Origin of the sequence: Micromonospora sp. NPDC051300, from assembly GCF_044455315.1 — a bacterium.
In the GTDB taxonomy this organism is placed as follows: domain Bacteria; phylum Actinomycetota; class Actinomycetes; order Mycobacteriales; family Micromonosporaceae; genus Micromonospora; species Micromonospora robiginosa.
In genome coordinates this window covers 246790-259836 of sequence record NZ_JBITEP010000004.1, presented here as the reverse complement: position 1 = coordinate 259836, position 13047 = coordinate 246790, and the positions used below count along the sequence as shown (strand labels likewise).

At 75.1% G+C, this 13047-nt stretch carries 15 protein-coding genes; 12 read left to right on the top strand and 3 right to left on the bottom strand.

Going from position 1 to position 13047, the window contains the following annotated elements; genetic code table 11:
* Positions 1-233 precede the first annotated feature (233 nt).
* From ACIA5A_RS07655 to ACIA5A_RS07640, 4 genes are all read left to right on the top strand, one after another.
* The gene (locus ACIA5A_RS07655; RefSeq protein ID WP_396757639.1) at positions 234-1307 is read left to right on the top strand and encodes an IS110 family transposase; all 1074 of its coding nucleotides are present in this window, start codon (positions 234-236) and stop codon (positions 1305-1307) included.
* A 231-nt stretch (positions 1308-1538) separates the two neighbouring features.
* Entirely contained in the window at positions 1539-2030 is a 492-nt protein-coding gene (locus ACIA5A_RS07650) for a fluoride efflux transporter FluC (RefSeq protein ID WP_396757750.1), read from the top strand.
* A complete protein-coding gene (gene crcB, locus ACIA5A_RS07645; RefSeq protein WP_396757637.1) occupies positions 2027-2389 on the top strand; it encodes a fluoride efflux transporter CrcB in 363 nt (120 codons plus the stop codon). Before ACIA5A_RS07650 ends, crcB begins: the two co-directional genes overlap by 4 nt.
* A 62-nt stretch (positions 2390-2451) precedes the next feature.
* Positions 2452-3156 carry an MBL fold metallo-hydrolase gene (locus tag ACIA5A_RS07640; protein WP_396757634.1) on the top strand — a complete coding sequence of 235 codons (705 nt, stop codon included), beginning with the start codon at positions 2452-2454 and terminating at the stop codon, positions 3154-3156.
* Positions 3157-3165: 9 nt separating this feature from the next.
* Here ACIA5A_RS07640 and ACIA5A_RS07635 read toward each other — a convergent pair whose 3' ends face one another.
* Both ACIA5A_RS07635 and ACIA5A_RS07630 read right to left on the bottom strand, forming a co-directional pair.
* Positions 3166-3498 (bottom strand): hypothetical protein, encoded by a 333-nt coding sequence (locus tag ACIA5A_RS07635; protein WP_091055961.1) that lies wholly within the window; start codon positions 3496-3498, stop codon positions 3166-3168.
* A 92-nt stretch (positions 3499-3590) separates the two neighbouring features.
* On the bottom strand, positions 3591-4823 hold the full coding sequence (locus tag ACIA5A_RS07630) for an MFS transporter (protein ID WP_396757631.1): 1233 nt from the start codon (positions 4821-4823) through the stop codon (positions 3591-3593).
* A 119-nt stretch (positions 4824-4942) separates the two neighbouring features.
* Between ACIA5A_RS07630 and ACIA5A_RS07625 the strand changes: the two genes are divergently transcribed.
* Positions 4943-5932 (top strand): LacI family DNA-binding transcriptional regulator, encoded by a 990-nt coding sequence (locus ACIA5A_RS07625; protein ID WP_396757628.1) that lies wholly within the window; start codon positions 4943-4945, stop codon positions 5930-5932.
* 11 nt (positions 5933-5943) lie between these two features.
* On the opposite strand, the gene ACIA5A_RS07620 is transcribed toward ACIA5A_RS07625, so the two are convergent.
* Positions 5944-6687: a hypothetical protein gene (locus ACIA5A_RS07620; RefSeq protein WP_396757625.1), complete on the bottom strand. Its 744-nt coding sequence runs from the start codon at positions 6685-6687 to the stop codon at positions 5944-5946.
* A gap of 140 nt (positions 6688-6827) precedes the next feature.
* Between ACIA5A_RS07620 and ACIA5A_RS07615 the strand changes: the two genes are divergently transcribed.
* From ACIA5A_RS07615 to ACIA5A_RS07585, 7 genes are all read left to right on the top strand, one after another.
* Positions 6828-7325 (top strand): nitroreductase/quinone reductase family protein, encoded by a 498-nt coding sequence (locus tag ACIA5A_RS07615; RefSeq protein WP_396757622.1) that lies wholly within the window; start codon positions 6828-6830, stop codon positions 7323-7325.
* 209 nt (positions 7326-7534) lie between these two features.
* A complete protein-coding gene (locus ACIA5A_RS07610; RefSeq protein ID WP_396757619.1) occupies positions 7535-8266 on the top strand; it encodes an LppM family (lipo)protein in 732 nt (243 codons plus the stop codon).
* 176 nt (positions 8267-8442) lie between these two features.
* Positions 8443-8784: a hypothetical protein gene (locus ACIA5A_RS07605; RefSeq protein WP_181568724.1), complete on the top strand. Its 342-nt coding sequence runs from the start codon at positions 8443-8445 to the stop codon at positions 8782-8784.
* Positions 8785-8798: 14 nt separating this feature from the next.
* Entirely contained in the window at positions 8799-9407 is a 609-nt protein-coding gene (locus tag ACIA5A_RS07600) for a glycine zipper family protein (protein WP_396757615.1), read from the top strand.
* Entirely contained in the window at positions 9404-10087 is a 684-nt protein-coding gene (locus ACIA5A_RS07595; protein ID WP_396757612.1) for a carboxypeptidase-like regulatory domain-containing protein, read from the top strand. Before ACIA5A_RS07600 ends, ACIA5A_RS07595 begins: the two co-directional genes overlap by 4 nt.
* 15 nt (positions 10088-10102) lie before the next feature.
* On the top strand, positions 10103-11341 hold the full coding sequence (locus ACIA5A_RS07590; RefSeq protein ID WP_396757609.1) for a phage tail sheath family protein: 1239 nt from the start codon (positions 10103-10105) through the stop codon (positions 11339-11341).
* Position 11342: 1 nt separating this feature from the next.
* Positions 11343-11825 (top strand): phage tail protein, encoded by a 483-nt coding sequence (locus tag ACIA5A_RS07585; protein ID WP_396757607.1) that lies wholly within the window; start codon positions 11343-11345, stop codon positions 11823-11825.
* Positions 11826-13047 lie beyond the last annotated feature (1222 nt).

Sequence of the window (13047 nt, the reverse complement as noted above, 5' to 3'; positions counted from 1 at the left end):
TGATCGACGAGTGACTCATGCAAGATCTGGCCGCCGTCAGATGGCGTGCCGTGGAGTCGACTTGTCCTCGTGGGTTGCCGGCGTCGGCCCGGCCCACCTTGTTGGCCTGATCAGAAGCCTGTCCGCGAGGGGTGTGCAGCCCGTGTCGCGTGACTCATCACAGATGTGCCGCCGGGTGATCGCTCCCGGGCCGACGCCGTCCGAACGTCGTCCCGTGCAAGGGAGAACCGTCCGTGCTTTCCATCCTGGCAGAACGTCTGGCTGACCGTGTCGACGCGGTCGTCGGTGTGGACACCCATACCGATACGCACACCGCTGCGGTCCTCACTGCGGTCGGGACCGTGCTGGCCGAGATCACCGTGCCGGCCACCGACGAGGGCGCCGGTGTTCTGCTGGCCTGGGCCGTGCGGCAGACGACCGGGCTGGGAACGGGCCGGCGGGCCTGGGCCCTGGACGGCGCCCGCAGTCACGGTGTCGGCCTGCTGCGCGTGTTGCGCGCCGCGGGCGAGGACGTCCTGGAAGCCCCCAAACCCGCTACCGGACGCCACCGGCGAGGCGGCAAGTCCGACGCGCTCGACGCCGTGCACGCCGCTCGTGGCATGCTGGCCGCCGACCACGTCGCCACACCCCGCACCGACGGCGACCGGGAAGCCCTACGCCTGCTACACGTCTGCCGCCGCCACTACAGCGACACCCGCACCGCCACCATCAACCTGTTCAAATCGGTGATCCTCACCGCCGACGACGACCTCCGCACGCAGATGCGAGGGCTGAGCACCCTGCGACAGGTCCAACACGCCACCACCCTCACCCTCACCACCAGCGGCAGCGGCAGCGGTCTCGACCGGCTGCGTCGCACTCAACTGGCAGCCCTCGCCGAGCAGATCCTGGGCCTCAACCAACTCCTGAAAGCCAACCTCACCGACATCCGCACCCTGGTCGACAAACTCTGCCCGACCCTGCTCCAACAGCCCGGCATCGGCCCCGTCACCGCCGCGATCGCCCTGAGCGCCTGGTCACACCCCGGCCGGTTCCGCAACGAAGCCGCCTTCGCCTCACTCGCCGGCGTCAACCCCATCCCCGCCAGCTCCGGACGCATCACCCGCCACCGCCTCAACCGAGGCGGCGACCGCACCCTCAACGCCGCCCTACACACCATCGCCAAAACCCGCCAACGATGCCACCAACCCACCAAGGACTACACCAACCGCCGCACCACCGAAGGCCGCACCCCAGCCGAGATCACCCGCAGCCTCAAACGCTACATAGCCCGCCAAATCTGGCGCACCCTCGAAGCCACCGCTTGACAACAACCTTCACAGATCTTGCAGTTTCGGCCCCCGAGATGGGCTATTCGCACCCTTTGCCGGGGCCGGAACTGCAAGATCGCGGGCCGGGCCGGGCCGGGCGCAGGGGTGACGGTGGGGCGGGAGGGCGGGGTTATGCTCGGGGGCGAGCGGCGGTGGGGCCCGCCGTCCCGGCCAGACCGGGAGAACCGCGAACGTCGCCAACGGTCCCTGCCAGTGATGCCCGTCCTGGTGGGAGGCACCGTGCACCGACCGCCCGAGTCCCGCGTCGATCCCGACGTCGACCTCCGCGTACCCGCCGACCGGGCCGAGCTGGCCGCGCACCCGGCCGCGGTGCTGGGCGTGATCGCCGCCGGCGGCGCGCTGGGCGCACTGGCCCGCGCCGGCGTCCAGGCCGCCCTGCCGCACCCGCCCACCGGGTTCCCGTGGGCCACGTTCGGCGTCAACGTCACCGGTTGCCTGCTGATCGGCGCGTTGATGGCGGTGCTCACCGCCCGCCCGGCCGGCCCGCTGGTCCGGCCGTTCCTGGGCGTCGGGGTGCTCGGCGGGTTCACCACGTTCTCCGCGTACGCGGTCGACGCGCAGCGCCTGGTGACGGCCGGCGCGCCGGGTACCGCGCTGGCCTATCTGGCGGCCACCGTGCTCACCGCGTTGCCTGCGGTCGCCGCCGGGGACGCGGTGACCGGCCGGCTGCTCGGCGCCCGGCGCGGGGTGGCCCGGTGACCGTCCTGCTGATCGTGCTCGGCGCGGCGCTCGGCGCCCCGCTGCGCTACCTGACCGACCGGGCGGTGCAGGCCCGGCACGACTCGGCGTTCCCGGTCGGCACGCTCACCGTCAACGTGGCCGGCTCGCTGCTGCTCGGCGCGGTCCTCGCGGTGCCGGCCGACCCGGCGGTGACCGCGCTGGTCGGCACCGGCTTCTGCGGCGCGCTGACCACCTGGTCCACGCTCGGCTACGAGACGCTGCGGCTGGCCCGCGCCGGATCGCGCCGGCACGCGTACGCGAACGTGCTGGTCAGCGTGGTCGCGGGCCTCGGCGCGGCGTTCCTCGGGTACGCCGTGGCGTCCGCGTTCACCGGCTGACGGGGCAGCCGGTGACCGCGGGACGGCGGTAGCATCCGGCCGAGCTGCGAGAGGATGCCGCCATGGAGCCACGCCACCTCGCCGACCGGGTCTGGCTGTTCCCGGGCGACCCCGACCCGGGGGCGGTCCGGCCCACCGTGGCGGTGGTCGCCGACGACCGGGGCAGCGTGCTCGTCGACGCCGGGCACAGTCCCGCGCACGCCCGGGAGATCCGCGCCGGGCTCGCCGCCGCCCGGCTGCCGGAGCCGCGCTGGCTGGTCTACACCCACCACCACTGGGACCACGTCTGGGGCGCCTGCGCCTGGCCGGACGTGGAGATCGTCGGGCACGAGGCCGGCGTGGCCCCGCTGCGCGCCGAGGCGGCCCGCCCGTGGAGCCACCGGCACCTACGCGACACGGTCCGCGCCGAGCCCCGGCTCGGGCCCAGCTACCGGGCCCGGGCGCTGGCGGTGGACGACTTCGACGGCTTCGCGGTGCTGCCGCCGACCCGCACGTTCACCGACGAGCTGATGCTGCCCACCGGCGTGGTGCTGCGGCACGTCGGCGGCAGGCACGCGAGCGACTCGACGGTGGTGCTGGTGCCGGACTCCCGGGTGCTGCTGCTCGGCGACTGCTGGTACCCACCGCCGCTGCACGAGCGCACCCCGACCGACGGGCCGGACCTGGAGCTGGCCCGCGGCCTGCTCTCCGCGCACGTCGAGTGGTACGTCTCCGCGCACGACGAGCCGCTGCGCCGGGACCAGGCCCGCGCCGCGCTCGGCGACTGAGCGCGGCGCTCAGCGCTTGCGGCGTTCCGGGTGCGCCCGGTTCCAGGCCCGCATCCGCTCCGGGTAGCCGGTGCGGGCCGCCTCGTAGAGCGGCACCGCGTGCCGCCGGGCGATCGTGCCGGCGACCCGGGGCGAGCCGGTACGGCGGCGGATCCACTCGCCGTCGTGGGCGATGGCGACCACCGTGGTGTCGGTGGCCGTGGTCTCCGGTTCGAGATAGAACTCGACCCCGCGCCGGCTGGTCACGAACGCCTCCAGCTGCGCCAGGTCCTCCCGGTTCGCCTCGCGGTCGAGCTTCGTCGGGGTCGTCGGGTCGGCGGCCCGTCGGCTGAACCAGCCCATGCCCGCCTCCTCTCCTCGGCGTCGTGCTCCAGTGCAGCACGCGCGCCTGGCAGGCGCCTGGGAGCGCCGTGGGAGTCGGCTGGGCAGCGGGCTCAGCGGGCCGTGGTCGAGGCGGTGGCCGGCGGGCGGAGCACCGGCACCAGCGCCAGCGTGGGCAGCAGGAGCAGCGGCACGACGCCGAGCGCGTTCAGCACGCCGAAGTGGTCGCCGAGGAATCCGAGCAGCGGCGGCCCGGCGAGGAACGCCGTGTAGCCGATCACCGCGACCACGCTGACCCGGGCCGGCGCCCTGTCCTCGTCGTCGGCGGCGGCGCTCATCCCGACCGGGAACCCGAGCGACGCGCCGATCCCCCACATGGCCACCCCGACCACGGCCAGCGGGCCGGAGCCGGCCAGCACGGCCAGCGCCGCGCCGGCCGAGGCCAGTCCGATGGTGCCGTACAGCACCGGCACCCGTCCCCAGCGGTCGATGGCGACCGTGCCGGCGGTGCGGCCCAGCGTCATGCCGATGACGAACACGCCGAACACGGCGGCACCGACCGCCTCGTCCACGCCGTACCCGTCGACGAACGCCACCGCCAGCCAGTCGTTGGCGCTGCCCTCGGTGAACGCCATCACCAGGACCAGCAGACCCACCAGCAGGGTGCGCGGCTCCCGCCAGGCGGCCAGCAGCGCGCGTCGCCGGGCCGCCGGCGCGCCCGCGTCGGTCGACTCGGCCGGCGCGGACAGGAACGCCCGGGCGCCCAGCAGCGTGCCGGTCAGGATCACCACCGCCAGCACCGGCAGGTGCACCTCGATCGGTACGCCGAGCCGCGCGGCGCCCGCGCCCAGGCCGGCGCCGGCCACCGAGCCGAGGCTCCAGGCGGCGTGGAACCGGGGCATGATCGTCCGGCCGAGTCGTTTCTCCACGGCCGCGCCCTCGACGTTCATCGCCACGTCGCACAGGCCGGAGCCGAAGCCGAACGCGGCGAGGCCGAGCCCGACGCCGACCGCCCAGCCGGCCAGGCCGGTGGCGAGGCCGGCCACGGTCATGCCGAGCGCGACCAGCACGGTCGCCACGACCACCGTGCGGGCCGGGCCGAGCCGCTGGGTGACCAGGCCGGCGGCGGGCATGGCGAGCAGCGCGCCGACCGACATGCAGAGCAGCAGCAGGCCGAGCCGGCCCGGACTCAGGCCGAGCGCCTCGCGGGCCGCCGGCACCCGGGAGAACCAGCTCGCCACCGCGAGCCCGTTCAGGGCGAAGACGACGGCGACCCCGGTGCGGGCGGCCAGCACCGGCCGGGGCACCGGTGGCCGCGCGGCCGGTGCGTCGAGGGTCTTGCTCACGGTGCGGTAGTCCCTTCCGGCGAATGGTTCCCGACGACGATCGCACACCTGAGAGCGCTACCACCACAAGCCCGCCCGCCCCTTACCCACCGCGGCCCGGACCGGGCATGATGCGATCCATGGGTACGCCGACCGCACGACCGGCCACGCTCGACGACGTGGCCCGGGCAGCCGGGGTGTCCCGGGCCACCGCCTCGCGGGTGCTCGGCGGCTACGGCTTCGCCTCGACGCAGGCCCGGGCCCGGGTGGGCGCGGCCGCCGCGCACCTCGGCTACGTGCCGGACCGGACCGCCCGGGCGCTGGTGCGCGGCGCCGGCGTGCGGCTGGTGGTGGCCGTGGTGGGCCGCGACGACCGGGTCTTCGACGACCCGTACGTGCACCGGGTGGTCAGCGCCGCGTCGCGGGTGTGCGCGCCGCACGGGATCGGGGTGTCGCTGGAGTGGTTGCCGCTGGCCGACCCGTCCGGGTTGGCCCGCCTCGGCGCCGACCGGGGCGTCTGCGGCGTGATCCTGGTCAACACCACGCAGGCGGCGTTGGACGCGGTGCCGGCCCGGCTGCGGGGGCGGGTGGTCTCCATCGGCCGGGGTTCGGCGACCGTGCCGTCGTTCGACGTGGACAACGCGGCCGGGGCGGACGCGGTGCTGCGGCACCTGCACGCCACCGGCCGCCGCCGCATCGTGATGATCACCGGGCCACGCTGGCTGACCTGCGCGGAACGGTCGGTGACCGCTTACCGGGAGCTGATGGACGCTGCGGGCTCGCCGGCCCGGCTGGTGACCGGCGACTTCACCGCGGCACGGGGCGGGTCGGCAGCGCTGGCGGCGCTGCGCCGGTGGCCGGACGTGGACGCGATCTACGCGGCCAGCGACGCGACCGCGTTCGGCGTGATCGCCGCGTTGCGCGGGCGGGGCGTGGGGGTGCCGCACGACGTGGCGGTTGCCGGTTTCGACGACCTGCCGTACGCGGCGATGAGCAGCCCGGCGTTGACCACCGCGACCCACCCGGTCGACCGGATCGCCGCCGCCGCGGCCACCGCCGTGCTGACCGAGGTGCCGGCGGCGCCGAGCACCGCGTTCGCGTCGACGCTGGTGACCCGGGAGAGCGCCTGAGGTGACGCCGGTCAGCGCTCCGGCCCGGTGACCGCCGCGTCGACCCGGCTGAGCACCGTCGCGTCGTCGTCCACGCCCACGCCGCGCAGCAGGTCGATGGCGGTGGCCCGGACCTGGCCGATGATGATCGCGAGCGGCAGGGTCGAGCCGGCGGTGAAGAGCCGCCCGGCCGCGCGTACCGCCTCCAGCGCCGCCGCGTCGGCGCGGGTGGCGTGCGCGTCGGCGACCTCGTCCTGGCCGCCGAGGTCGGCGGCGAGCGCGTCACCCGCGGCGCGTACCGCCTCGGCCAGCGTGCGGACGGTGCCGCCCAGGTCGGCCGGGACCGGTGCGGCGCCGCGGGTGAACGTGACCGCGGCCCGGGCCAGCACGCGCACGTTGCGCACGGCGTAGTCGATCTGCCGGATCGAGCCCTCGACCGAGCGCAGCCGACCGAGGTGGCGACGCCGGCGGACGTTGAGCCGCAGCGCCTCGCCGGCGGCCTGGACCGCGCCGCGCAGCCGTTCCACCCCGGCGTCGGCGTGCCGGGCCCGGTCCAGCGCGGCGAGCGCCGCCCGGTCGTCGGCGTCGTCGAGCGCGGTCGCGATGTCGTCGAGCACGTCGGCGAGCTCGGCGAACGTGTGCCGGAACTCGGCGACCAGCGGGGCGAGCGGCCGGCGGGCGCCGACGAGTCGCGGCCCGGGCGGCAGGGATCGGCGACATCCGGTTGGTCGATCAGGCGCCGGTCGCCCTGCCGTGCCGGTTCGGCGGCGGCTCACCCCGTCCGGGGCGGCGCTGCGCGGCGTGGCCCGGTACGCCGACTGGCAGCCACCCGCCTGAGCGGTGGAGGTCCGGGTCGATCGACCCTGGTCACCGCCGACCGTCCGGTCCCCAATGGAGGGGGACGAGAGGGGGCCTGATGAGCGCGGAGCTGTGGCGTCGACAGGTGCGGTGGATGTACCGGGACGGGCGGCCGAACCGGCTCGCGCGGGTGCTGAACGGGCTCGCCGCCCGACAGCACGCCGCCGGGCTCGGCCCCCGGCACTGGGTGACCCTGGAGGTGCGGGGTCGGCGCAGCGGCCGGACGGTCGCCCTGCCGCTTGTGGTCGCCGATCACGAGGGCGAGCGCTACCTGGTGTCGATGCTCGGCGACCGGGTCAACTGGGTGGCCAACGTGCGGGCCGCCGGCGGTCGGGCGGTGCTGCGCCACGGCGGGCGGGAACCGGTCCGGCTCGTCGAGGTCGACGTGGCGGACCGGCCGCCGATCCTGCGCCGGCACCTCGCGCTCGCCCCCGGCGCGCGCCCGCACGTGCCGGTGGACCGGCACGCCCCGCTGACCGAGTTCGCCCGCGTCGCCCCGGGCATCCCGGTCTTCCGGGTCGTCGCGGACCGGTCGGCGCCGGGAACGGAGGAATGACAACCTTTCAGGATATCGATCGGGCACGTTTGCGGGGTCGTCCGAATGGGAGAGGCGGCCGGTAAGATCGGCGACAAAGCGGCGGCTGATCGCTGACTGTCGAGTCCACGCCGACCGCCCACACTGGGCGCATGAATACGAGACTCCGCCGCAGCCGGGCATTCCGCGTCGCGGTGTGTCTCGCCCTCGTGGCGACACTGAGCGGTTGCATGCAACTCAACCTGGGGTTGACCGTGAACGCCGACGACACGATCTCCGGCCAGCTCCTGCTGACCGCACAGAAGTCGGTGCTCAAACAGCGCAACCCGGACGTCGCGGTGGCCTTCGCCGAACTGCGGCAGAACATTCCCACGCTTCCCGCCGGCACCGAGACCCGCTACGAGGATCCCAACTTCTACGGCATTCAGATCACCTACCGGAAAACACCGCTGGCGCAATTCACCAGCGAAAGCGTGAATCTTGTTCGGGACGGCGATCTCTATCGCTTCTCGCTGCCGCTGGATCCGAAAAAATACGGCGGAAAGGTGGCCGAACAGGACCCCCGCAACCAGCAGGCGTTCATGACGTTGATGTCGTTCGAGATCTCGGTGACGTTCCCCGGGCGAGTGCTCGACACCAACGGCACCACCACCGGCCGCGCGGTGAGCTGGAAGGTGGTCGCCAACCAGCCCAAGCCGGCCGAGTTGCGGGCCGTCGCCGAGGCGCCGCCGGCACCCGCCACCAGCGCGGCCGCGGCCGTGGTCGGCGGTGACTCGTTCCCCTGGCTGCTTGTCGTCGGCGCGGTGGTCGTGCTGCTGCTGGTCGTCGCCGCGGTGGTCGTGCTGCTGCTGCGCCGCCGCCGGGGCGGGAGTCCGGCCGCCACGTCGACCGCGCCCACCACCGCACCCTCCACGCCGGCCACGCCCGGCGCGCCGGCGCCGCCCACCGGCCCGCCGGTCTGAGTTCCGCCGGTCCGGCCCCCGACCAGCGTCGGCGGCGGCCGGTCCGGTCCCCGAGCCCCGGCGACAGCCCGCCGGCCCCACCGCCGACCGGGCGGATCCCGCGGCCACCGCCGCGGGCCGCCGCACCACCCCCACCCGAGGCCGCACCACCGCACCGTCTGAAAAGGGGGATCGCCGTGAACGATCTCTTCACCTGGGCCGCACTGGGCAGTCTGACCGGCGCCAGCGCCGCCACCCTGCTCGCCACGAACGTCATCGGCGGCCTGATCGGGCCGAGCGGCGACAAGGCCCGCAAGTGGATCGCGTTGGGCTTCGCGCTCCTGCTCTCCTACCTGACCGCCGCGTTCGCCGACGCCGGACCGGAAAAGTGGATCATCGCGTTCTTCAACGGGCTGGTCATCTTCTCCGCCGCGCTCGGCATCAACCAACTGCCCCCGGGCAACCGGCAGGCGACACAGGCGTCGCCGACCCAGCTCGCCCAGGGGAACGAGCCCCGCTTCGTCCGCTCCTGGGTCTGAGAGAGGTGACCGTCATGATCTTCGGCATCCTCAGCGCCGCCGTCCAGATCGCCTTCGGCGCCGTGCTCGGGCAGCTCGTCGCCGGCACCGTCGGCCTGCTCGTCGGCGCGGTCGTCGGCCTGCTCGTCGGCGCGCCCTTCGGCTGGGCCACCGCCTCCGCCGGCACGTACGGCGCCGACGCGAAGGGAGTCTTCCTCTTCGTCGTCGACCACACGTGGAGCCTGCTCAACACGTTCGTCGGAGCGCTCTACCTGGCCCTGCACCTGGTCTTCGGCCACCAGCTCGACCGGGTCGTCTCGGCCGGCAGCGGCCGGGTCAACGTGGTCGAGGGCGTCTCGCCCCGCTACGCCACCACCATCGGCACGGTCTGCGCCGGGTCCAGCCCGGGCATCCAACGGCACGAGGACGTGCACGTCTTCCAGGCCCGGCTGCTCGGCCCGCTCTACCTGCCGCTGGTGGCGCTCAACTACGCGCTGTTCACCATCGCCCCGGTGTGGCTGCTCTGGCACGACCACACCAACGCGCCGATCAACCGGTTCACCCGCTACTTCGAGATCGGCGTCTACCCGCACGTCTGGAACGAGGCCATCGCGTACCGGATCCAGGGGACGCCGCCGCGATGACCGGCGCGATCGAGGCGGCCGTCGCGGACGTCACGGCCTGGCTGACCGGGGCGGCGGGTGAGCCCGTCCCGGTCGGCCCGCCCCGCGACGACCCGGACGGCGGCCTCACGGTCTGGCCGCTGGAGTTGCGGCCGGCCCGGCAGACCGCCACCGGCGGCGCGGCGCGCGAGCCGTACCGGTTCGTGGTCCGCCTGCTGGTCAGCGGCGGCGGGCCGGCGGCCCTGCCGGCGCTGGACCGGGTGCTCGCCGCGGCCACCAGCGGGACCGGCCGGCCCGAGCCGGTGCTGGACGCCGGCGACCCGGCGCTGTGGCGAGCGCTCGGCGTGGCGCCCCGGCCGGCGCTGCTGCTCGACGTGCCGGCCCGGATCGACCGGCCGGCGCCGACCGCGCCGCCGGTCCGGCAGCCGCTGCGGCTGCGGCAGCTCGACATGCGCACGCTCGACGGCCGGGTGGTCGGGCCGCAGGACCAGCCGTTGGCCGCGATGCGGGTGGAGCTGGTCGGCACCGCGCAGGCCACCGAGACCGACGCCGCCGGCCGGTTCCGGCTGGTCGGCGTGCCGCACGATCCCGACGCCCCGGACCGTCCGGTGCGGATCCGGCTGGTCGGCCGGGGGCGCGTGCACACCGCCGAGCTGGACCCGGCCGGCGACGACCTGGTCGTCGTCCCCGCACCCGACTGATCCCCAGGAGGACCGATGCCCACCTACTTCTCCCCCGGCATCTACGTCGAGGAGGTGCCCTCCGGGGCCCGCCCGATCGGGCCGGTCGGCACGAGCACCGCCGCGTTCGTCGGGGTCGCGCCGAACCCCACCGCGTACGTCGACAGGCCGATGGCGGTCAACAGTTGGACCGAGTTCCTGCGCCTCTACGCCGACGGCGAGCACCCGGAGAGCACCCCGCTGGCCCGGGCCGTGTTCGGCTTCCTGGACAACGGCGGCACCCGCTGCTGGGTGGTGAACGTCGGCGCGGGCGGCCAGCTCACCGGCACCGGCGGTCGGCGCGGCGGCCTGCAGGTGCTGGAGGCGATCGACGAGATCTCCATCCTGGCCGCGCCCGGCTACCACGACCCGGTCTCGCACGAGGCCCTGATCAGCATGGCCGAACGGTTGCGCACCATGGTGGCGATCTGCGACCCGCCGCCCGAGGTGGCCGACGTCTCCCGGCTCACCCGGGTCGCCACGCCCGACAAACCCGCCAAGCCGGCGGCGTCCGACAAGCCCGCCGGGGGTACGCCGGGCGGCGCCGACGACGAGCCGCCCGGCACCGGCGGCGACCGGCCCCGGCAGTCCGACTTCGCCACCTACTACTTCCCCTGGATCCGGGTGCGTGACCCGCTCGGCGGCGACCTCGTGTTCACCCCGCCGAGCGGGCACGTGGCAGGCATCTGGGCCCGCACCGACGCGCTGCGCGGCGTGCACAAGGCGCCGGCCAACGAGCCGGTACGCGGCGCGGTCGACCTGGCCTACCGGGTCACCCGGCCGGAGCACGACGTGCTCAACCCCAAGGGCGTCAACGTGATCCGGTTCTTCGCCGGCGAGGGCATCCGCCTCTGGGGCGCCCGTACGCTCGCCGCCGAGGCCAGCGAGTGGCGCTACCTCAACGTGCGGCGGCTGTCCATCTCGATCGAGCAGGCCATCGCCGACGGCACCCGCTGGATGGTGTTCGAGCCGAACGACTTCACCCTGTGGCGCTCGATCAGGCGCGACATCGGCGCGTTCCTGACCCGGGTGTGGCGCGACGGCGCACTGCTCGGCCGCACGCCGGAGGAGGCGTTCTTCGTCAAGTGCGACGAGGAGACCAACCCGGCCGACGTCCGCGACGCCGGGATGGTTGTCGCGCACATCGGCATCGCGGTGGTCAAGCCCGCGGAGTTCGTGGTGTTCAAGCTGAGCCAGTGGGCCGGCGGCACCGAGACCGAGACGATCGGAGGCTGACATGCCGACCACTGCCACGCCGCAGCCGGGCGCGCCCGTCGACCCGTACCGGGCGTACCACTTCAAGCTGCTCATCAACGGCGTCACCAACGGGCACTTCACCGAGGTCAGCGGCTTCGAGGTGGCGATACCGTCGCTGGCCTACCGGGAGGCCGGCAACGAGCGCATCCGGGCCGTGCCGGGGCAGGTCGAGTACGCCCCGGTGACGCTGCACTTCGGCCTGACCAACGCCCGCGAGCTGTGGGACTGGGTGAACGCGGCGGCGAAGGGCACGGTCAACCGGCGCAACGTCTCGGTGGTGCTGCTCGACCCGGCCGGCACCGCCGAGGTGCTGCGCTGGAACATGATCAACGCTTGGCCGACGCGGTGGCGGGGCGCCAACCTGAACACCCTCTCGCAGGAGATCGCCATCGAGGCGCTGACCCTGGCGTACGAGGGATTGGAGCTGGAGTCCGGCAGTGCGGCCGCCCCGGCGCCCGCGTGACCGGCTGGCCCGCGCCCTGCGGGCCGCCGCCGACCGCCTCTCCGACCCCTCCCCCTCCGCGCCGGCCGGCAGCCGATCCCCGCTCGCCGGGGACCGGTCCGCGCTCGCCGGCGAGCTGGCGGCGCGCCGCCCCGGCGAGCCACCCGAGCACTGGCTCCGTCTGGTCGCCGCGCACGCCCCCGGCCTCCTGCACGACCTCCCCCGCCTCCCGCCCGTGCTCGGTGACCAAGGAGTTCGCGTCGAGAACGACCACGCCGCCGACACGAACTCCTTGGTCACCGACCGGTCGGTGGCGGGTCGGCTGACCCGACTGTGGCGGGCGTGGCGGGGGGACGGCGTGGGCCCGTCGAGATCTTGGTACGAAAGGGCCCCCCTGGGGGCCGATTCGTACCAAGATCTACCGTCGGTACCGGCTGACGGGACGGGTGTCCCGGTGGGTGGTCTCGCAGCCGACACAGGTCGGTCCGACGTGGACGACGTGACGGCGTGGATCGCCGGACCGGACGGCGCCGGACCGCGCCCGTCCCGGACGCGGACGGGATCGCGATCGACCGGAGCCGGACCGACGCGGTGGGGCCGGACCGCCAGGAGCCGCGCGACCGGAGCGTCGTCCGGGCGCGCGCCCGGGCCGGCCGGCGGCGCCGCCGATCCGGGGGCGTCCGGGGGCGGTCCCCCGGCCCGCGACAGCACGCCGGGGCGGGGCGGAACCGGACCGGGCGGAGTGTGGGGAACCGACGGATCGGGCGGGACGTGGGGGTCCGCCGCCGGGCCGGGCGGCACGGCGGGACGCGGCCGCACCGGAAGGGGCGGCACACCGGGCGCGCCCGGCCATCGCGGTGCGTCCGGCGGACCGGGTAGTGCCGGCGGGTGGGGCGGGTCCGACAGCGCCGGCACGTCGGGCGGACCCGACAGCGCCGGCACGTCGGGCGGACTCGCCGGTGCCGGCGCCTGGGGGCGGGGCCCCGGAGGAGCGGCCGGTCCATGGGGACGGAGCCTCGGGCTGGACGGCACCTCGGGTCCCGGCGGTCCCGTCGGATCGGGGGGAACCGACGGCGTCGCCGGGCCGGGTGGCTCCACGGGGCCGGGCACGTCCGGGGGACGCCGCAGCCGGGCCGACGCGACCGGACCGGCCGGCGGAGACGGGTCGCCGGGGATCACCCGGGCGGGGTGGTCGACCCGGCGCGCGGGGCGCCTCGGCCGCGAGGGTGAGCGGGCGGGCCCG

Excerpts from the sequence above, each read along its gene's own strand:
- ACIA5A_RS07635 (WP_091055961.1), bottom strand. The coding sequence starts at position 3,498 with ATGGGCTGGTTCAGCCGACGGGCCGCCGACCCGACGACCCCGACGAAG.
- ACIA5A_RS07585 (WP_396757607.1), top strand. The coding sequence starts at position 11,343 with ATGCCGACCACTGCCACGCCGCAGCCGGGCGCGCCCGTCGACCCGTAC.
- ACIA5A_RS07640 (WP_396757634.1), top strand. The coding sequence starts at position 2,452 with ATGGAGCCACGCCACCTCGCCGACCGGGTCTGGCTGTTCCCGGGCGAC.
- ACIA5A_RS07595 (WP_396757612.1), top strand. The coding sequence starts at position 9,404 with ATGACCGGCGCGATCGAGGCGGCCGTCGCGGACGTCACGGCCTGGCTG.
- ACIA5A_RS07625 (WP_396757628.1), top strand. The coding sequence starts at position 4,943 with ATGGGTACGCCGACCGCACGACCGGCCACGCTCGACGACGTGGCCCGG.
- ACIA5A_RS07600 (WP_396757615.1), top strand. The coding sequence starts at position 8,799 with ATGATCTTCGGCATCCTCAGCGCCGCCGTCCAGATCGCCTTCGGCGCC.
- ACIA5A_RS07615 (WP_396757622.1), top strand. The coding sequence starts at position 6,828 with ATGAGCGCGGAGCTGTGGCGTCGACAGGTGCGGTGGATGTACCGGGAC.
- ACIA5A_RS07590 (WP_396757609.1), top strand. The coding sequence starts at position 10,103 with ATGCCCACCTACTTCTCCCCCGGCATCTACGTCGAGGAGGTGCCCTCC.
- ACIA5A_RS07610 (WP_396757619.1), top strand. The coding sequence starts at position 7,535 with ATGCAACTCAACCTGGGGTTGACCGTGAACGCCGACGACACGATCTCC.